We start from the raw sequence: 19190 nt of genomic DNA, 5'->3' as shown, positions 1-19190 counted from the left end.
AATTCCTTTTTTCGTGTCCTGCAAGCCCTGCTTTAGAAGCAGAGTTGACGCCCCGCCACCGAGCGCGTAGCCATCGTCCCCTATGAGCACCACACGCACACAGGGCATTTCGCTGATCACAGCCACGGCGGTGGTGGTGGCCAACATGATCGGCACCGGGGTCTTCACCTCCCTCGGCTTTCAGGTGGGTTCACTGCCCTCGGGTTTTGTGCTCCTGATGCTGTGGGTCGTCGGTGGTGTGTGCGCCTTTTGCGGCGCCGTGTGCTATGGCGAGCTGGCAGCTGCACTGCCACGCTCTGGTGGTGAATACCACTTTCTCTCGAAGATTTTTCATCCTGCTGTCGGGTTTCTTTCCGGCTGGCTTTCTGTGACGGTGGGTTTTGCCGCCCCCATCGCGCTGGCGGCCATGGCCTTTGGCAAATACTTCTCCGGCATTTTCCCCCATGCACCCGCGACGACATGGTCCCTCGTCATGGTCTGGATCGTAACCTTGATTCACGTGGGCGGCATCCATATGGCCGCCAAGTTTCAAAACACCGCCACGTGGCTGAAGGTCACGCTGATCCTCGTCTTCATCGGCGCGGGCTTCTGGTTCGGCAAAGCCCAGCCAGTGCACTTTCTGCCTGTGTCGGGTGATTTGGATTTGATGGGCAGCACGCCCTTCGCGGTGAGCCTCGTCTATGTGATGTATGCCTACGCCGGCTGGAATGCCGCCACTTACATCGTTGGTGACATCCGCGACCCGCAGAAGAACGTGCCGCTGGCGATCGCGCTGGGCACGCTGCTTGTCGCGGGATTGTATCTCGCGCTCAATGCGGTGTTTCTTCAGGTGGCTCCGATGAGCGAACTCGATGGCAAATTGGATGTCGGCCACATCGCAGCGGTCCACATCTTTGGGGAGACCGGAGGCAAGATCATGTCAGGGCTGATCTGCCTGGGCCTTGTCTCCAGCATCAGCGCGATGACATGGGTGGGACCGCGGGTGATGAAAACCATGGGCCAGGATCTGCGCATCCTCGCCCCGCTGGCGGTGAGCGATGATCGTGGCGTACCGGTAGTCGGTTTGTTTGTGCAGCTTTCCATCGTCGTGACGCTGCTGCTTACAGCCAGTTTTGAAACCGTGCTCACTTGCGTGCAGTTCAGCATTCAGCTTGGTTCATTTGCCACGGTGGTGGGCTTGATCGTGCTGCGCATCCGACAGCCGGACCTTCCGCGCCCCTACCGCTGCTGGGGCTACCCGGTGACGCCCATCCTGTTTCTCGGCATCAGCCTCTGGATGATGGTGTTCGTTGCGAAGAAACATCCAGATGAAACACTGGCCGGCATGGCGTTAATTTTGCTGGGTTGGATCATTTATTTCATCTCACCGCGTACTCCACGCACCCCATGAAGAACACACTCATTCTGCTGCTTGTCCTGGCTCAAACCGCCATCGCGGAACCGCCCACGCCGAATGAGCAGGCGCGTTTCCTCGCCGGCTTGCCGCAGGAAGGCTCATCGCTGGCCGGACTGGCGCAGCGTGGCGAATTCAATTCCCATGCGAAAGATCTCGACGCCACCTGGGCGGACGCGGAGGAGCGGCAGCTCGGCCCGATCCGCGCGTGGGCACCCCTGGGCCTGCCGGAGGCTGTCGGCGACACCTCGCCTCTGCTCTATGTCTTCAGCGGTCCCGATTTCCTGCATGCGCACACGTTTTTCCCGAATGCCTCTGCCTACGTACTGGCGGCAGTGGAACCTGTGGGCCTGCCACCCGATGTGACGAAACTCAGCGAGGGCGAGCTCGGCTCCTCGCTGCGCAATCTGCGCAACACGCTCAATGCCTCACTGAGCTTCAGCTTCTTCATCACGGCGGACATGAAGAAGGATCTGCAGGCCACCAAGCTCACCGGCACCCTGCCTGTACTCTATGTCTTCCTGGCCCGCTGCGGCTGCCACATTCAAAACGTGGAAAACATCTGGCTGGATGCCGAAGGAAAGATCCTGACCGACAAGGAAACCAAAACGCCCGGTGCACGCATCACCTTCCTCGGTGCGCAGGGCAAACAGCAGACGCTGTACTACTTCTCCACGAACATCGCGAGCTGGGCGCTCAAGCAGGATGCTTCCTTCCTGCGCTTCTGCGACGGGCTCGGGGTGATGAACGGCTTCACCAAGTCCGCCTCCTACCTCATGCACATGAGTGAGTTTCACACCATCCGTGACTACCTCCTCACCCATTGTCATACCATGACGCAGGATGACTCCGGCATCATGTGGAAGGACTTCCCGCGTGAATCCTGGGACGTGAAAGCCTACGGCTGGTATCCGGGACCGATCCCCTTGTTCAAACAGCATTACCAACCCGATCTCGCCGAATACTATCGCACCACCGAAGTCCCCATGATTCCCTTCGGGATCGGCTACCAATGGCGGCCCAAGCAGAGCACGCTCATTTACGGCGTGTCCAAGATGATGGTGCGCAAGGCGATCCCAGTGGTGGAGGAGAAGCCCGCAGCGGCCCCTGGAGCACTCACTGCACCGCCTCCAGCCCCGGCACCGAAAGCTTTGCCCGTGGCGCAATGAAGCGTTCAACTTTTCGGAGCAAATAGCAGCCTCAGCATCTCCGCATCGTTCGGTTTCGAATCCTTCGCCAAGCGCACAATGACTAGTTTCATTGATGGAACGATGTACAGCCGCTGGCCGTAGGAGCCGATGCAAGCGATGAGATCGGCGGGAGCCGAGCGGCTGAGGCAGGCGTTGCGCCAGGACTGCTGCTGCCATTTTTTGTCGAGCATGGCCTCCGCATCGACCTCGCGGGCGGATTTGGATGCAGCAGCGTGATTGTTCCAGAAACCGAAGGCAAAGGCGGCGTTGGCGCTGCTGCCCTGCAGTTTCATCAGCACGTCCTCGTGCTTGAGCATCCAGGTGCCCAGCTCCGACCACTGGCGTGCAGTCTGCATGAAGCCGGCGGCGAGCAGCGGTGCTCCATGCTGATCCGGCAGGTAGCGCTGCGAGCCAAGGCCGAGCGGGCCGAGCACCTTGCGCTCCAGATAGCGCGTGGGTGTCTGTTTCCGCTGCAACTTGCGCGCAAGCAGCTCGTGAAACACCTGCAAAGCGGCGGGGCCGTAGATGAACGATTTGCCCGGTGCCGCCACCGCTCCGGCCTTCAGCGCGGCGGTGGTGCGGTCTTTGAACGAGTTTTCGTGCAGTCCAAACATCGGCTCCAGTCCGTGGCTGAAATCGAGCAACTGGCGCACGGTGATGTTTTTCTTGCGCGGGTCCTTCTGCCATTCGGTGATGGTGTCGGCCACGCGCTCATCCATGGAAAACAGCCCGTCCTTCTCCGCTGCAAAGGCGGTGAGGCCCCAGAAGGCCTTCGTGCCGCTGTAGATGCGGTGCGGTTCGTACTTTGTGTGGCCGTTTGTGTAGGACTCGTAGAGAGTTTTGCCGTTCTGCTTGATCAGCAGGGCATGGCCGCCGTGCGCAGCAGAATGGGCCGCCGCCGCCTGAATGCTCTGCACTGGCAGCGTCTCCGCCGCTGGCGAGAACGTGAAAAAATGCAGAAATGCCAGCAGAGGCCTCATAGGAGATGAGTAACAGAAAAATGACGAATGACTAAACCCGAATGACAAAATAAACCCACATGCCAGGCCGGCGTCCAGCTTGATCTTGGCCATTCTGACTTCGTCATTCCTTCAACATTCGGACTTACTCATTCTTCATTTCAACAGGTGCTGGTGGACAAGCATCCATCTCGCCGCATCGTCCGCCGCATGCGCATTCTCCTCGTCGAAGACCAGGCCAAACTGCTTTCCTTTGCCAAAAAGGGGCTGGAGGAGCAGGGCATTCAGGTGGACGCCATCAGCGATGGCGATGAAGCGTGGGAAATGGCCACGACGGTGCCCTACGACGCCTTGGTGCTCGACATCATGGTGCCGGGTCGAGACGGCCTGAGCATCCTGCGCGGCCTGCGAGAGAAGCGTAACAACGTGCCGGTCATCCTGCTCACCGCGCGCTCCACGCTCCCTGAAAAAATCGAAGGGCTGAACCTCGGCGCGGATGATTACATGACCAAGCCCTTCTTCGTGGAGGAACTGGCCGCGCGCCTGCACACCGTGGTGCGCCGCAAGGCGGGAGATTCCAGCCATCTGCTGCGTGTGGATGATCTCTGCATCAACCTCCTTGAGCGCAAAGTCAGCCGCGCCGGCGCGGACATCGAGCTGAGCACTCGCGAGTTTGAGCTGCTGGAGCACCTCATGCGCAGCCCCGGACGCGTGTTTGGCCGCATGCAGATCTATGAGCATGTCTGGGGCTACAACATGGACCCCGAGACCAACCTCGTGGAGGTGTACATCCAGCGCCTGCGTGCGAAGATCGACAAGGACCACGATAAAAAGCTCATCCGCACCGTGCGTGGCGTGGGTTATGCGCTCGGTGGTGGTTGACGCGCTTCATCCCATGATTGCCAATCACCGCTGGCTGGCTCTACATTGCCCCACATGAGCGTTGCGAGCACTTCCGGCACGGCACCCCAATGTGGCACCTTACGCCACGGCCTCATGCTCGTCGTTGCGATCGCTTTTCTCTCCGTGATCGGGCTCGTGCTGCCGCATGGCGACAGCGGGGAGGCATTTCGTGACTGGTTCATGGCGCACTCGGTCTTTCGCCCGCTCATCATTGCCTTGTGGGCAATCGTGATCATCGAAGGCATCGCGGGATTGTTTGTCACGAATGATGCCTGGCCTGCCCGTCTGAGGCGCCTGCTGCTGATCACTTTGCTGCCTCCGCTACGCATGATCACCGCCAGCAGCAAGCCGCACGGCTGGCTCTGGCTGCCCGGCATCGGCTGGAAGCCGGTGGGCGAGGAAACTTCCGAACAGCTCGAGCAAAAACTGGCCCTGCCGATGGTCATTCTCACCTTGCTGGTGCTGCCAGTTCTGGGTGCCGAACTCACCGGTGGTGAAACGTTGGACAATCATCCGCGCATGGCGCTGGCGACGCACCTGACCACCTGCGTCATCTGGATCGGCTTCACCATGGAGTTCCTGTGGATGGTCGCGGCGGCTCCCAACAAGCTGACCTACTGCCTCAAAAACTGGATCAATCTCGTCATCATCCTGCTGCCGCTCGTCGCCTTCCTGCGCGTGCTGAATCTCTTCCGATTCACCCGCATGCTGCGCGCTGGCAAGCTGCTCCGGGCCTACCGCCTCAGGGGGCTCTGGACACGGCTCTGGCGGCTGGCGCTGCTCTTCAATCTTCTCGACCGCCTCCAGCAGCGGGACCCTGCCAAGTACTGCGCATCCTTGGAAAGGAAGATCGCTGATCTCGAAGAAGAACTGGCCAAACTGCACGCCAAGCTCGCGGAACAACGCGCGAAAGCAGAGGCTGTCTCCCTCCCAGCAGATGGGATCCAAGGAACCAGCCAAGGCTAGGCTCCCTCTAGATTCACGCTCATTGCCCCAGACTCAAATATTCGCGCACGGTGTGGTTCATCGCCCGGCGCGCAGGCGGGAAGCACTGCGCGACCTTCTCGAACGTCTCCTCCATGGCAAACTCGTCCGCCAGCACGTGCTTGCGGGCGGCATCGAGGTGACTCACCACCACCTGCTCGTAGTAGTCCACATCCGGTGCGCCGCGCCTTGCGGCACGACGGTGCAAGAAGTCAGGATACAGGCAGGTCAGCACCAGAAACTGGTTCGCGCACTGCACATGCAGGAAGAACTTGTGATGCCGGCTGGCGTTCTCGATCGCCTCCAGGTAATCAACACTGTAAAGGCTGTCGATGCTGTGATTGATGTCCTCCGGCCCCTTCGTCGGCGAGCAGCCGAAGTCCGCACACACCACGGCCATGTAGTCTGCCACCGCCATCTCCTTGATGCCAAACTCCTTCAGCGAATGCCTGACCACGAGGAAGAAAAACAGCTCCGGCGAGAGCATCGCCGCCTTGCGTGAAATGACCGCCGCATCGAAGAGCTTGTCGTTGTCGAGGATGATCGGCACCGCGTCCGGGTCGTCCATCATCGCCTTGAAGCCCTCCTTGCCGCGCTCGGTCAGCGCCAGGGTGTCTCGAATGAAATTCCAATCCGTTGGGGTGAAACGGAACCAGCAGCCCGGGCGAGGAAAGCGCGTCATGGAGATTAATTGTGAACTGTCAGCTATCTTTAGCATAACGAATGCCAGTTAAGTTAAAGCTTTGGACGGCGCGTTTTGCAGCTTTGTTCAAATGCATCATGACAACCTTATAAAAGGCTTTGGCGCACCCTCGCTTCGTGCTAAGCACGGTCATGCCCAGAACCGACGGCCGCACTCCCGACCAACTCCGCAAAATCGAATACGTCCTCGACGTCGCCCCGCACGCCGCGGGCTCCGTCCTCATCGCCTTTGGCAACACCCGTGTCATCTGCACCGCCTGCATCAATGAAGAGGTGCCACGCTGGATGAAGATGCAAAACGTCAAAGGTGGCTGGCTCACCGCCGAGTACTCCATGCTCCCCTACTCCACGCTGGAGCGCAAAGACCGCGAAAGCTCACGTGGCAGGCCGGATGGCCGCAGCACGGAAATCCAGCGCCTCATCGGCCGCAGCCTGCGCGCCGTCGTTGACCTCGAAAAACTCGGCCAGCGTACTCTCTGCGTGGACTGTGACGTGCTGCAAGCCGATGGCGGCACCCGCACCGCCGCCATCACCGGCGCGTGCATCGCTGTCGCCATCGCCTTCAACCGCCTGCTCGAAAAAGGCAAGATCACCCGCCAGCCGCTCAAGAAGAAGATCGCCGCCGTCAGCGTGGGCATCGTCAACGGAGAAACTCTCCTCGACCTCTGCTACAAGGAAGACGCCGCCGCTGATGTGGACAGCAATATTGTCCTTACTGAAGACGGCGAGTTCGTCGAAATCCAGGGAAGCGGTGAAGAAGCCACCTTCACCGAAGCGCAGCTGCATTCCATGCTCGAATACGGCCGCAAAGGCATCAAGGAACTCATCACCATTCAGGACGCTGCAATCGCCAGCGCCATGAAACCCGCTGAAGGCAAGGACCTGCAAAAGCTAGCGGAATTCTTCGGCAAACGCTGAGGGAGAGTTGACGGTAGTTTGCAGTTGTTGACCGTAGTTGACGATGGTTTGGCCAAAACCACCGTCAACAATCGTATAGTACAGTCGACCACCGTAAACTCTGCATGACTGCCCTGCTCCTCGATCCCATCTACCAGCAGCATGACCCAGGTCCGGGGCATCCTGAGAGCGTCAAGCGACTTGTGGCCATCACGCAGGCGCTGACAGATTCCGGCATCGTTGGCAAAACACAGTCCATCGCGCCCCGAGTGGCGACGCTGGATGAACTCGCGCTCTGCCATGATCGCGGTTATATCGCTACGGCCAAAAAGGATGTCGAATCCGGGCTCGATAACCTCAGCACCGGCGACACCGCCATCTGCGCCAGATCTTATGATGTGGCGGTTCAGGCTGTCGGCGGCGTCTTAAACGCCGTGGATGCTGTGTTCGCTGGAAAGGCGAAAAACGCCTTCTGCGCCGTGCGACCGCCCGGACACCATGCACGACCTGCCCAGGGCATGGGCTTCTGCCTGTTCAACAACATCGCCATCGCCGCACGTCATGCGCAGCAGAAACATGGCGCACAAAAAGTCGCCATCGTCGATTGGGACGTGCATCACGGCAACGGCACACAGGACATCTTTTATGAGGACGACAGCGTGCTGTTTTGCAGCACGCATCAGAGCCCGCTCTACCCTTTTACCGGACACGCCCATGAAACCGGCAGCGGCAAAGGCAAGGGAACCACGCTGAATCTCCCCTTCCCCGCCCGCACCGGAATGAGCGCTATCGGCGGTGCTTTCACCGACCGTCTGCTACCCGCCATTGATGCGTTCAAACCGGACCTGATTCTCATCTCCGCTGGCTTCGACTCCCGCATCGACGATCCCCTTGGACAGTTACGCCTCACGGATGATGATTTCGTCGCTCTGACCAAACTCCTGCTCGAATCCGCGAACTCCCACTGTCAAAGCCGCCTCGTCTCCATTCTCGAAGGCGGCTACAACATTCAGGGACTCGCCAGCGCCGTCACGCATCATGTGCAGACGCTGCTTGGGTAAACAAACCCAAGTTTCTGCGGCGTTGACAGTTTATTTACACAAGCCGTCCTTGTCAGGAGGCCCGTTTTCTGGTGGCATGTATCAGCATTCCTAAAATCACCTATGTCCAACTCTCCGCTTCCGCAAGACGACGTCGCCGCCATTGATGAGCTTCGAAAAGTTTACGTCCAGCTCTGCGACGAGCTGAAGAAAATCATCGTCGGCCAGGAGAAGGTCGTCGAGCAGCTTGCCATCTGCCTCTTTGCGCGCGGTCATGCATTGCTCATGGGCGTGCCTGGCCTCGCCAAGACGCTGCTCATCTCGCGACTCGCCGAAACGATGTCGCTCAGTTTCAGCCGCATTCAGTTCACCCCCGACTTGATGCCCATGGACATCACCGGCACGGACATCCTGCAGGAACTTCCGGGTGGGAAACGCGCCTTCGAATTCGCCAAAGGCCCGGTGTTTGCCAACATCGTCCTCGCCGATGAAATCAACCGTGCACCCGCCAAGACGCAGGCGGCCATGCTGGAGGCCATGCAGGAGCACAAAGTCACCGTCGCCGGTCGCACCTACACGCTTGATTCCCCCTTCTTCGTCCTCGCCACGCAGAACCCCATCGAGCAGGAAGGCACCTACCCGCTGCCGGAAGCCCAGCTCGACCGCTTTATGTTCATGATCGGTGTCGATTACCCGACTCGCGCGGAAGAGATCGCCATCGCCCGAACCACCACCGGTGCCAGCCTGCCCAAGCTCGAACACATTCTCCACGGCCCGAAGGTCATTGCCTTCCAGGAGCTCGTCCGCCGCGTGCCGGTGCCGGATCATATCTATGAGTTTGCTGTCGATCTCGTCCGCAAGACCCGCCCTGCCAGCAATGAAGCTCCCGCATGGCTGAAGCCCCTCGTCAGCTGGGGCGCCGGTCCGCGTGCTGTGCAGTATTTGATCCTCGGTGCCAAAGCGCGCGCCGCACTCTATGGCAGCTACATGGTGAGGATGGAGGACATCATGGAAGTGGCTGAGCCGGTGCTGAGGCATCGCGTGATGACGACGTTTACGGCGGAGAGTGATGGTATCAGCAGCCGGGATGTGGCGAAGAGATTGGTGGAGGAGCTGGCGAAGGCTGGGTGATGTTCTTTTCAGAGTCGTCCTCGATCTAATCGCCCCGCATGCCCGCCAGCATCCAATTCGACCATGAGAAACTTGAAGTTTATCAACTCGATCGTGCCAGCATTAGAAGAACGATGAACTCGGCGCCAATAGCAATAAGGACAAACGGAGGGCAATACGAACATGGCTGAGTCTTCCCGATCATTCTTGGAGCCTGCGGTGCTGAGTCGCTTGATGGCCCTGCCGCTCAACGCGCGCCACGCCATGCTCGGCGGCGTGTCCGGCAAGCACCGCAGCCCTGTGCGCGGCTCTTCCCTCGAATTCGCTCAATACCGCAAGTACGTTCCCGGCGATGACACCCGCCGCCTCGACTGGCGTACTTGGGGCCGCAGTGACCGCTTCTACATCAAGGAGTTCGAGGCCGACACCAACCTGCGTCTCTGCCTGCTCATGGATACCAGCGGCAGCATGAACTACGGCCCCGCAGGCAGCACACGCTTCGACTACGCACGCAAGCTCGCCGGCACCCTCGGCTACGTAGCCGCGCAGCAGGGCGATGCCGTGGGCCTGTGGAGTCTCGCAGAGAAGCCCGTGGAGATCCCAGCCAAACGCGGTGCTTCGCATCTCGGACTCGTGCTCGATCAAATGTCCGGCATTCAGCCCGTCGGTGGCACCACACTGCTTACCGCTCTACATGACGCTGCTGAAAAGATCCGCCAGCGCGCCCTCGTCATCATTTTTTCTGATCTCTTCGTGCCGCCCGCCGAACTGAAGTCCGCCATCCAGCACCTGCGCTTTCGCAAGCACGACGTCGCCGTCTTCCATCTGCTCGACCAGCAGGAACTCGACTTTGACTTCGACCGTCCAGCGCGTTTCATCGACATGGAAGGCGGCGAAGCCATCCTCGCCGACCCCAGCCTCATCGCCCGGAACTATCGCGAAGCCGTGCGCCAGTACATGCACGAGATTGACGAACTCGTCCGCACCACCGCCATCGACTACCACCGCGTGAAACTTCACGAGAAATATGATGACGTGCTCGCGAAGTTCCTGCTGGCACGCATTCAGAAGAAAGGGGGGCGATGATGTCTAAGCAATTCCTGCCACCAGTGACCAAACGCCAGCCGCACTACAGCTTCATGCGGCCCGGAGAATTTGTGACGTCCATTATTCTGATCGTCATGACAGCGTTAAGATTTCAGACAGCCTATTCCATGGAATTGAGCCATCTGAAGCAGGTTTCCTGGCTCGGCGGAGCTGTTTTGTCGCTGCTTGGCCTCATCTGGTACGTCTGGATTCGCCACAGGCGCAGGCATTTGTGTGATGATTCGGGCGAGGTGTTGATTGCCTTGTTCATCCCGATGACGTTCACGATCATTTGTGATCAACTGGCCGACAACATGATTCATCGTGGCTGGCTGTATGATAGCGGCCTTCTGCTGCTGATCGCATTCCTGGCTTACCGCGTCTGGAAAGCACCTCAAACGGCTCGTGAACTCGCGGCCAAGTACGATGCTTGCGAGGCCAAGGACTTTACCGACCAAGGCGGACTATGACCTTCCTCGCTCCAGCGCTGCTCTTCGCCCTGCCGCTCGCGCTGCTGCCGGTGGTCATTCATTTGATCCACCTGTACCGGCGGCGGCAGGTGAAGTGGGCTGCGATGATGTTTCTACAGATGGCGCAGAGGATGAACAAGGGGCTGTCGCGGCTGCGGCAGATTTTGATCCTGGCGTTTCGCGTGCTGGCCGTTGCTGCGATCTTGTTTGTCATCACGCGGCCGATGGCGGGAGGTCTGCTCGGGCTCACCGGGGGCGTGCCGGACACGGTGATCGTGCTGCTGGACCGCTCGGCCAGCGTGGAGCAGCAGAACCTTGCCACTGGCACGAGCAAGCGTGCGGCGGGCATTTCCAAACTCGCACAGGCTTTGCGTGATACGGTGGGCGTGCGCTCGAAGCTGGTGCTGATCGAAAATGCGCACCTGCAGCCGCAGTTGCTGGAGAAGCCGGAGTCGCTGATCGATCTGCCGCTTACCGGACCCACGGACACCACGGCGGATGTGCCCGCGTTGCTGCAAGGCGCGCTGGATTACATCACCACCAATCAAACCGGGCGCACCGATGTCTGGGTGCTGAGTGATCTGCGCCAAAGCGACTGGGATGCAGGCAGCGGACGCTGGCAGGCGCTGCGCAGTGCCTTCGCCACCTTGAAGGGCCTGCGCCTGCATCTGCTGAGCTATGCGCAGCCTGCGGCGCAAAACCTCGCGGTCTCAGTGCAGCGTGTCGTGCGCAACGAAACTGCGGGTAAAGCCGAGCTGCTGCTTGATCTGCGCGTGACGCGAGATGCGTCCTCACGCGAGCCGCTGGAGCTGCCGCTGAGGTTTGTGATCAATGATGTGAGCACCACGATCAAGGTGGAGATGAAGGACTCGCAACTTGTGCTGCAAGGCCACGCGATTCCCATCGACAAAGCGACCAAACGTGGCGCGGGTCGGGTCGAACTGCCGGCTGATGCTTCGCCGTCCGACAACGTGTGCCATTTCGTGTTTGATGAACCAGCGGTGCTGCAGTCGGTGATCGTCAGTGATGACGAAGCTGAGGCTGGACCGCTGCAGGCGGCACTGGAGGCCGCTGCTGATCCCACGCGCAAGTATGCTGCTACGGTGCTGTCTCCGGCGCGTGCTGCGGAGATTGCGTGGGATGATGTCGCGCTGATTGTCTGGCATGCGGCGCTGCCGAAGGCGGATGACTTGATTGGCAAACAGCTCATGAATCATTTGAGTTCGGGTCGCAGTGTTCTTTTCCTGCCCACTGAGTCAGCCAATGCGGAAGCCTTTGGTGGGCTGCACTGGGGTGCATGGAGCAGCGAGAGCAAACCGGCCAGTGTCGAGTGGTGGCGGAATGACGCGGGCCTGCTGGCCAACACGCGCAGCGGCACCGCGCTGCCTGTGGGTGACCTCGAAGTGAGCCGCCGCTGCGAGATCCTCGGTGAAGGCACTCCGCTGGCACGTCTCACAGGTAATCTGCCGCTGCTCATGCGCGCCGATATTCCGGGCGATGGCAATGCGTGGTTCCTCGGCACGCTGCCCGGTTCCGGCTCCTCCAGCCTGGCCCGTGATGGCGTGGTGATGTTTGCCATGCTGCACCGCGCGCTGAATGAAGGCGCACGCAGCCTCGGCAAAGCGCAGCAGCGCGAGGCAGGTGCCACGGCTCTGGGCAGCGGCGATCTGAGTGCGTGGAAACGCAACGGCCAGACCGTGCTGAGCTCCGAGCAGCCACTGCGGGCTGGCATCGTCGAAAACGGCGACAGGCTCGTCGCCCTCAATCGACCGCTGCGGGAAGATCACCCCGAAACTCTGGGCAAAGCGGCCCTCGCAGAGCTGTTCGCTGGTCTCGACTACCACGTCATCGAAGACCAGGTCGAAAATGACGCCAGCCTCGCCAGCGAAATTTGGCGCACCTTCCTCTTCGTGATGGCTCTCGCGCTCTTGGGCGAAGCCTTGCTTTGCATGCCGGCCAAGCGCGCCCCCCAAGTTTCTCCTGCCCGATGACACCCACCACCTCACAGCTCGTCTTCAATCCCACGCCGGTCGCCTTCGGTGTCGGTGTGGCGTTTGTCGTGGCGATGGGTGGCCTCGCGTTCATGGCATGGCGGCGCAGTGGCTATCGGGTGATCGTGGGCTGGTTGGAGTTCCTGCGCTTCATCATCGCCATCGGCATCGCGATCACCCTTTTGCAGCCGGAGTGGCTGGAGACCTTCAAGCCGCAGACGAAGCCCACGCTGGCCGTGCTGCACGATGTCTCGGGCAGCATGACGACCAAGGATGTGATCGACAAGGCGAAGCCGAACGCGGAGCCGAAGTCGCGTGAAGAGATGGCCAAACCTTTGATCGATGTGAAGCTGTGGGAACCGCTGAAGCAGCGCATGGATGTGGTAATTGAGCCCTTTTCCTCGGCGCAGACACCTCCTACGGAAGGTACGGACATCCACGCGGCGCTGGCCGATGTGCTGGAGAAGCAGCCGAACCTCAAGGCGGTGGTACTGATCAGCGACGGCGACTGGAACACGGGGGCCGCTCCATCTCAGGCCACCACGCGTTTGCGAATGCGCGAGGTGCCAGTGTTTGCCGTGCCCACGGGTGCGGAGACGCGGCTGCCAGATGTCGAGCTCAGCAGCTTCGACGTGCCGACCTTCGCGGTGGCGGGCAAGCCGCTGCGCATTCCGTTCACCATCGAAAGCTCGCTGCCGCGTGATGAAGTTGTGGTGCTGAAGATGAAATCCTCCAGCGGTGAGATCATCACCAAAGAAGTCACGCTGCCCGCCATGAGCCGCTACCAGGACGTCATCGGCTGGAAGCCCGACAAACCCGGCGAAGTGAAGCTCACGCTCACGATCCCGAAGACACCGAGCGAGCGCTACCCCGAAAACAACTCGCAGGAGGCACCGCTTTCCATACGCAAGGAACAGCTCCGCGTGCTGGTGATCGAATCGTTCCCGCGCTGGGAATACCGCTACTTGCGCAATGCCTTGGAACGTGATCCGGGCGTGGACGTCAGCTGCCTGCTGCTGCATCCCGGCTTGGGCAAAGTGGGGGATGGCCGCGGTTATTTGAAGGCCTTTCCAAAAGATGAAGAGCTGACGAAATACGATGTCGTCTTTCTGGGCGATGTCGGTCTGGCGAAAGGCCAGCTCACCGCAGAGCAATGCATTTCACTGCAAAAGCTCGTGCGCGATCAGGCGGGCGGCCTCGTCTTCATGCCGGGCTTTCATGGCTTCCAATCAACCCTGCAGGAAACACCGCTGGCGGATCTCCTGCCGGTGATCTGGGACGCCGCACAGCCACGCGGCTGGGGTTCGTCCTCGCCGGGCAAGTTTGCACTCACCGAAGCAGGTACGCACAGTCTTTTGACCAAGCTCGAAGACAGCGACGAGGCCAGCACCCGTGTGTGGGGCAATCTGCCGGGCTTTCAGTGGTATGCCCCCGCCCTGCGTGCCAAAGCCGGCAGCGAGGTGCTGGCCACGCACGGCACCGAGTCCAATCAGTTTGGCCGCGTGCCGCTGATCGTGACGAAGACCTATGGCGCAGGCAAAATCCTCTTCATGGGCACCGACGGTGCCTGGCGCTGGCGCAAAGGCGTGGAGGACAAATACCACTACCGCTTCTGGGGTCAGGTGGTGCGCTGGATGGCCTACCAGCGCAACATGAGCAGCGGCGACAAGATGCGCCTCTTTTACTCCCCCGACCGCCCGCGCACCGGCGATGTGCTGACACTGAACGCGAACGTCGTGAGCCTCACCGGCGAGCCGCTGCGCGACGGCGTCGTGATCGCCCAAATCGCCGCGCCCAGCGGCAAGGTCAGCAGCGTGCGCCTCATGCCTGCCGGTGAAGAAGCCTGGGGGTTGTTCAACGGCGTCTTCAGTCCCGTGGAGCCGGGAGAGCACGTGGTGCAGCTTAGTTGCGCGGAGGCAGGATCTTCGCTGGAAACGAAGATTTCGATCCAAGGCACCAGCCGTGAAAAACGCGGCCAGCCGGCGCGGCTCGACGTGATGCGTGAGATCTCCCGGTTCACCAAAGGCGAAGTGCTCGATGCCAACAACCCTGCCGCGATCCTCGCCGCGATCTCCGCCATGCCGGAGCCGGCGGTGCAGGAGCGTCGGCTGCAAATCTGGTCGCATCCCGCCTGGGCGGGGCTGATGGTGCTGCTGATGAGCCTTTTCTGGGTCGGAAGAAAGGCCGCCGGGACGTTCTAAACACCCAATCAAAAGCTCGTCAGAGACGTTTCATCAGGATAACATTCGCCTATTATGAAAACAGCACTGCCTGTCATCCTCGAATCAAAGCTCGCGGATTTTCGCAAGCGCGTCTGGATCGTCAAGCTCACCGAGGGCCTGCTGGCAGCGGCTTTCGGGATCGTGTTCTCCTACATTCTGGTCTTCGCGCTGGATCGTGTCATGGAGACGCCGGTGTGGCTGCGAGCGACGCTGTTGATCGCCGGGGCTGCCATGCTGGGGCTAGGCCTGCCGCTGAAGTGGCACCGCTGGGTATGGCGTCAGCGCAGCCTAGAGGATGCGGCACGGCTGCTGAAGCGCACCTTTCCACGGCTGGGAGATCAATTGCTCGGCATCGTGGAGCTGGCGCATGTGGAGGCGGGTTCCGCTGGTCGCAGCGAGCGTCTGGTGCAAGCCGCGATGGATCAGGCCGCAGAGGCCGTGAAGGACAAGGACTTCTCCCATGCCGTGCCGGAGGCGAAACATTTTCAATGGGGCTGGGCGGCAGGGGTGACGGCGCTGCTAGCGGTGGCGGCACTGACTCTTCTGCCAGATGCCGCATGGAATGCGCTGGCACGCTGGGCGACGCCATGGCGTGATGTTGAGCGCTTCACCTTTGCGAAGATCGAGACGCTCCCCAACCGCCTCGTGGTGCCCTATGCGGAACCGTTTGATCTGAAGGTGCTTCTCAACAAGGACACGCTCTGGTCGCCCACTTCGGCCAAGGCCCAGATCAGCGATCAGCCCGCCGTGGTGAGCGGCCTGCAAAAGGGGGCCTATCCGCTGGCGTTTCCGCCACAAAAGGAAGATGCGGCCCTGTCCCTCTCGCTCGGTGATGTGCGCAAGACGGTGAACGTGCTGCCGCGCACCCGGCCGGAATTGACCGCGCTTTCTGTGCGCACACGGCTCCCGGACTATTTGAAGTACAAGACGGAGCCGATGACCGAAGTGCGCGGTGGCTCCGTTAGCGTGCTGAAAGGAGCACAGGCATCGCTGGAGGCCACGGCATCACGTGAGCTGGCCTCGGCGGAAGTGGATGGTGAAGCGGAGAAAGTTTCGGGCGCCAAAGTGACGACGCCCTTCCATCCAATCACAGCCAACTCTGAAAAGCATGTGATGTGGCAGGACCGCGACGGTCTGACACCGCGCGAGCCGCTGGTTTTGAAAATCAACGCGATCGACGATGAAGCACCACGGCTGGCGGCACGGCGCGAGACCCAGGAGCAGGTGGTGCTCGATTCCGAAGTCGTGGTCTTCGACGTGGACGTGCAGGATGACTTTGGCATCCAGCGCACGGGCCTTGAGTGGCGCAGCGTGAATGATGACAAGACGAAAGGCGACAAGATCGCGGCTGCAGGCGAGCCCGAGAAAAAGACACTGGCAGCCAAGGCAACCTTTTGTGCAGACCGCGACGGCGTGGCACCGCAGACGCTGGAGATCCGCGCATGGGCCGAGGATTACCTGCCTCAGCGCAAGCGTGCCTACTCCACGGCATTCCTGCTGCACGTGCTGAACAAGTCAGACCACGCGCTGTGGCTGACGGAGCAGTTCGGCAAATGGCTCGAAGCAGCCCGCGAGAGCTATGAGCGCGAGCAGCAGTTGCATGCGACGAACAAGGAACTGCGCGCACTGACTCCGGCCGAACTGGACCGCCCGGAAAACCGGCGCAAAATCGCGCAGCAGGCCAGTTCCGAGAATGCGAATGCAGCACGGCTGGGCATGCTGAATCAGAGCGGGCGCAGTCTGGTGGAGCAGGCGACGCGGAATGATGAGTTTGATGCCAAGCGTCTTGAATCCTGGGCGACGATGCTGAAGTCACTGCAGGACATTTCGGCCAAGCGGATGCCGAGTGTGGCGGATTTGTTGAAGCAGAGCTCGAATGCGCAGAGCGGCAAGGCCGGTCAGTCCACTGCCGCCACTCCGCCCTCGAACTCATCCCAGCAGCCACCGAAGGAAGGCAAGCAGGGTGAAGGCAAAGCCGGCCAGAGCAAACCCAGTGCACCCCAGATTGCCAACGGGCCGGACATTCCCGGAACGAAGCAGGGTGGCAAGGCGTCCACAGAGGAGCAGAAGAAAGACAACATGCCGAGCATCACCGACAAGGAAGGCTCGATGAGCAAGGCCGAGCCGCAGCCTGCGGACCCCAATGCCAAACCATCGCCAACCAAGCCCAGCACGATGAAACTGCCGACGACCCAGATGGCGGCGGCACCGGGCAAAAAGAAAGACGAGAAACCTGAAGAGAAGCCGCAGGAGCCGCCAGCATCGCAGGCACAAAAGAAAATGCAGGATGCTCTTGATGAGCAGAAGCTGCTGCTGGCCGAGTTTGCGCGTGTCTCGGATGAACTGGGCACGATCCTGGCCAGCCTGGAGGCCAGCACGTTTGTGAAGCGGCTCAAGGCGGCGTCCCGCCAGCAGCTGGTGGTGGCGAAGGATTTGAACACGAAGACTCTCAGCGCCTTCGGTCTGGAGCGCAAGCCGGTGAAGGATGCTGCGGCGATCGCTGAACACGAGAAGACGCAGAGCGAAACTGTACGGGTGATCCAAAGCGACCTGGAGGCCTACTTCGCCCGCAAGCCGGACATGCATTTCAAGAACATCATCGGTCAGATGAAAGACACGCAGGTGGTGAAAATGCTGACCTATCTGGGAGATCAGGCAGCGGTGAATCTCAGTGGCAACAGCATGGCAGGCGCGGAGTTTTGGGCCGACACGCTGGACCGCTGGGCGGAGGAGATGGTGGCTGCGAGTGAATGCAAATCATGCAGCAGCTGCAGCGCAGACAGCCTGCCGCCGGAGATCGTTCTCAAGGTCATGAAATCCCTGCGCGATGAGATGAAGCTGCGCGACGAAACACGTGAGCTGGAAAATTCGAAGGCCGCACTCAAAGAGGGAGAGCATGGCAAAAAATCTGCCATGCTTGCCTCGAAGCAGTTTGGCATCCAGGCCAACACGCGCGGCGCCTTTGATGACATCCTGCATCTGCCGCAGGGGAATGAAAAATTTGGCAAGGAACTGAAGCTGCTCAGCGCGGTGATGACGGTGATGGATGAAGCGGCGGGCATTCTCGACAAACCAGACACGGGAGCACCGGCGATAGCAGCGGAGACGGAAGCCATCGAACTGCTGCTGCAGGCGAAACGTCAGGGCAAAGGTGGCGGCGGAGGTGGTTCAAATCCCGGGGGTGGTGGCAGCGCAGGCGCGGAAAGCGCGGAAGCTGCGCTGTCGGATCTGGGACCGGGCTCGGATGCAGAGACTAATGTGAATGCACGTCCGGTGGGCCAGGCGACCGGCAAGACGGGGCGTGAGCTGCCGGAAGAATTCAAGACCGGACTGGATGCGTATTTCAACAAACTGGAAGCAGGAGGCGGGGCGAAATGATCAAGCTGATGCTGCTGGCAATTGTTCTGACCAGTTCCGGTGGAACGCAGGCACAGACGCCGTCGCGGGCCGACTTGAAGAAGCCGCTTTCAGAAGCGGTCGAGAAGGTGCTGACTGACTTTGTTCAAGCGTGCGTGCCGGAAAAGCAGAAGCAGCTCACCGCCCACATGGAGGAGGTGGTCAAAACCATCGACGCAGAGGTCAAACTTTCGCCTGTGGAAAAAACAAAGCTGCAGGAGGCGTCCAAAAAAGCTGTGGAGGCGACTGTGAAATCCTGGCAACCACTGGCCCTCATGGCGATGCGCACCTATCTGTCACGCACCTCCGACTCAGCGGCGATCCGGCACATCAGCATGTGGAAGCCGGACGTGGCAGGCCCCAACGAGCCCATCGAAGACTGGACGCCACCCGATGAAGACGCCGCCTGGCTGGCCACTTTGAAAGCAACACTCGGCGATGCGCGCTACGCCACCTGGCATGAAGCGGATGTGAAGGCCAGGCAGCGCGTGGACAAGGAGATCTCCGCATATCTTGAACGCTGGGTGCGTGAATCACGCGGACCGATGAATGAAGACCTGCGGGCCAAGATTGAGCTGATGAAGAAGAAGCTCGAACTCTCGGACGCGCAGACCACGGCCTTGAACAAGGCGGCGGAAAGCCTGCTGGACCAGCTCAGCAACAAGGAGAGAAAACGGGCCACCGGCATGCTGCGCACACTGCCGCCCGCTGCCCGAGAGCCCATGATGGGCCGCAACTATTTCTACATCCGCTTTGATCGTCCGCGTGGCGAAGCCTGGGACAAGGCCTGGGAAGCAGCAGTGGCCGGCGTGCTGCCTGCAGAGCAGATCGCCCAATGGAAAAAGAC

Annotated in this window: 15 protein-coding genes; 13 read left to right on the top strand and 2 right to left on the bottom strand. The window is 60.5% G+C overall.

Annotated elements, in window-relative coordinates; genetic code table 11:
- Nucleotides 1–82: 82 nt before the first annotated feature.
- Nucleotides 83–1390, top strand: coding sequence for an APC family permease (locus ACIREA_RS08485; protein WP_397381828.1), 1308 nt, complete (start codon nucleotides 83–85; stop codon nucleotides 1388–1390).
- Nucleotides 1387–2562 carry a hypothetical protein gene (locus tag ACIREA_RS08480; RefSeq protein WP_397381827.1) on the top strand — a complete coding sequence of 392 codons (1176 nt, stop codon included), beginning with the start codon at nucleotides 1387–1389 and terminating at the stop codon, nucleotides 2560–2562. Before ACIREA_RS08485 ends, ACIREA_RS08480 begins: the two co-directional genes overlap by 4 nt.
- A 5-nt stretch (nucleotides 2563–2567) precedes the next feature.
- Here the strand turns inward: ACIREA_RS08480 and ACIREA_RS08475 are convergent, their stop codons facing one another.
- Nucleotides 2568–3563, bottom strand: coding sequence for a serine hydrolase domain-containing protein (locus ACIREA_RS08475; protein WP_397381826.1), 996 nt, complete (start codon nucleotides 3561–3563; stop codon nucleotides 2568–2570).
- Between the two features lie 189 nt (nucleotides 3564–3752).
- Between ACIREA_RS08475 and ACIREA_RS08470 the strand changes: the two genes are divergently transcribed.
- Complete coding sequence (locus tag ACIREA_RS08470; RefSeq protein WP_397381825.1) at nucleotides 3753–4424, top strand: response regulator transcription factor; 672 nt, start codon at nucleotides 3753–3755, stop codon at nucleotides 4422–4424.
- Between the two features lie 54 nt (nucleotides 4425–4478).
- Entirely contained in the window at nucleotides 4479–5411 is a 933-nt protein-coding gene (locus ACIREA_RS08465; protein ID WP_397381824.1) for a potassium channel protein - like protein, read from the top strand.
- A 19-nt stretch (nucleotides 5412–5430) separates the two neighbouring features.
- Here ACIREA_RS08465 and ACIREA_RS08460 read toward each other — a convergent pair whose 3' ends face one another.
- On the bottom strand, nucleotides 5431–6111 hold the full coding sequence (locus tag ACIREA_RS08460; protein WP_397381823.1) for a hypothetical protein: 681 nt from the start codon (nucleotides 6109–6111) through the stop codon (nucleotides 5431–5433).
- Nucleotides 6112–6263: 152 nt separating this feature from the next.
- Here ACIREA_RS08460 and rph point away from each other — a divergent pair, with 152 nt between their 5' ends.
- From rph to ACIREA_RS08415, 9 genes are all read left to right on the top strand, one after another.
- Complete coding sequence (gene rph / locus ACIREA_RS08455; protein WP_397381822.1) at nucleotides 6264–7049, top strand: ribonuclease PH; 786 nt, start codon at nucleotides 6264–6266, stop codon at nucleotides 7047–7049.
- A 104-nt stretch (nucleotides 7050–7153) separates the two neighbouring features.
- On the top strand, nucleotides 7154–8089 hold the full coding sequence (locus ACIREA_RS08450; RefSeq protein ID WP_397381821.1) for a histone deacetylase: 936 nt from the start codon (nucleotides 7154–7156) through the stop codon (nucleotides 8087–8089).
- Between the two features lie 102 nt (nucleotides 8090–8191).
- On the top strand, nucleotides 8192–9199 hold the full coding sequence (locus ACIREA_RS08445; protein WP_397381820.1) for an AAA family ATPase: 1008 nt from the start codon (nucleotides 8192–8194) through the stop codon (nucleotides 9197–9199).
- 162 nt (nucleotides 9200–9361) lie between these two features.
- Entirely contained in the window at nucleotides 9362–10264 is a 903-nt protein-coding gene (locus ACIREA_RS08440) for a DUF58 domain-containing protein (protein ID WP_397381819.1), read from the top strand.
- Nucleotides 10264–10734 (top strand): hypothetical protein, encoded by a 471-nt coding sequence (locus ACIREA_RS08435; RefSeq protein ID WP_397381818.1) that lies wholly within the window; start codon nucleotides 10264–10266, stop codon nucleotides 10732–10734. Before ACIREA_RS08440 ends, ACIREA_RS08435 begins: the two co-directional genes overlap by 1 nt.
- The gene (locus ACIREA_RS08430; RefSeq protein WP_397381817.1) at nucleotides 10731–12725 is read left to right on the top strand and encodes a BatA domain-containing protein; all 1995 of its coding nucleotides are present in this window, start codon (nucleotides 10731–10733) and stop codon (nucleotides 12723–12725) included. The genes ACIREA_RS08435 and ACIREA_RS08430 overlap by 4 nt, the downstream gene beginning before the upstream one ends.
- Nucleotides 12722–14926 (top strand): hypothetical protein, encoded by a 2205-nt coding sequence (locus tag ACIREA_RS08425; RefSeq protein WP_397381816.1) that lies wholly within the window; start codon nucleotides 12722–12724, stop codon nucleotides 14924–14926. The genes ACIREA_RS08430 and ACIREA_RS08425 overlap by 4 nt, the downstream gene beginning before the upstream one ends.
- Nucleotides 14927–14980: 54 nt before the next feature.
- Nucleotides 14981–18325 (top strand): hypothetical protein, encoded by a 3345-nt coding sequence (locus tag ACIREA_RS08420; protein WP_397381815.1) that lies wholly within the window; start codon nucleotides 14981–14983, stop codon nucleotides 18323–18325.
- Nucleotides 18322–19190, top strand: an 869-nt coding sequence (locus tag ACIREA_RS08415; RefSeq protein WP_397381814.1) for a hypothetical protein, incomplete at its 3' end; no start/stop codon positions are given. The genes ACIREA_RS08420 and ACIREA_RS08415, both read left to right, overlap by 4 nt.

It is taken from the genome of Prosthecobacter sp. (assembly GCF_044373815.1).
GTDB lineage: Bacteria > Verrucomicrobiota > Verrucomicrobiia > Verrucomicrobiales > Verrucomicrobiaceae > Prosthecobacter.
Note: the sequence above shows the minus strand (reverse complement) of the source record. Positions and strands in the feature narration are given on the sequence as shown.

Excerpts from the sequence above, each read along its gene's own strand:
- ACIREA_RS08485 (WP_397381828.1), top strand. The coding sequence starts at position 83 with ATGAGCACCACACGCACACAGGGCATTTCGCTGATCACAGCCACGGCG.
- ACIREA_RS08480 (WP_397381827.1), top strand. The coding sequence starts at position 1,387 with ATGAAGAACACACTCATTCTGCTGCTTGTCCTGGCTCAAACCGCCATC.
- ACIREA_RS08475 (WP_397381826.1), bottom strand. The coding sequence starts at position 3,563 with ATGAGGCCTCTGCTGGCATTTCTGCATTTTTTCACGTTCTCGCCAGCG.
- ACIREA_RS08470 (WP_397381825.1), top strand. The coding sequence starts at position 3,753 with ATGCGCATTCTCCTCGTCGAAGACCAGGCCAAACTGCTTTCCTTTGCC.
- ACIREA_RS08465 (WP_397381824.1), top strand. The coding sequence starts at position 4,479 with ATGAGCGTTGCGAGCACTTCCGGCACGGCACCCCAATGTGGCACCTTA.
- ACIREA_RS08460 (WP_397381823.1), bottom strand. The coding sequence starts at position 6,111 with ATGACGCGCTTTCCTCGCCCGGGCTGCTGGTTCCGTTTCACCCCAACG.
- rph (WP_397381822.1), top strand. The coding sequence starts at position 6,264 with ATGCCCAGAACCGACGGCCGCACTCCCGACCAACTCCGCAAAATCGAA.
- ACIREA_RS08450 (WP_397381821.1), top strand. The coding sequence starts at position 7,154 with ATGACTGCCCTGCTCCTCGATCCCATCTACCAGCAGCATGACCCAGGT.
- ACIREA_RS08445 (WP_397381820.1), top strand. The coding sequence starts at position 8,192 with ATGTCCAACTCTCCGCTTCCGCAAGACGACGTCGCCGCCATTGATGAG.
- ACIREA_RS08440 (WP_397381819.1), top strand. The coding sequence starts at position 9,362 with ATGGCTGAGTCTTCCCGATCATTCTTGGAGCCTGCGGTGCTGAGTCGC.
- ACIREA_RS08435 (WP_397381818.1), top strand. The coding sequence starts at position 10,264 with ATGTCTAAGCAATTCCTGCCACCAGTGACCAAACGCCAGCCGCACTAC.
- ACIREA_RS08430 (WP_397381817.1), top strand. The coding sequence starts at position 10,731 with ATGACCTTCCTCGCTCCAGCGCTGCTCTTCGCCCTGCCGCTCGCGCTG.
- ACIREA_RS08425 (WP_397381816.1), top strand. The coding sequence starts at position 12,722 with ATGACACCCACCACCTCACAGCTCGTCTTCAATCCCACGCCGGTCGCC.
- ACIREA_RS08420 (WP_397381815.1), top strand. The coding sequence starts at position 14,981 with ATGAAAACAGCACTGCCTGTCATCCTCGAATCAAAGCTCGCGGATTTT.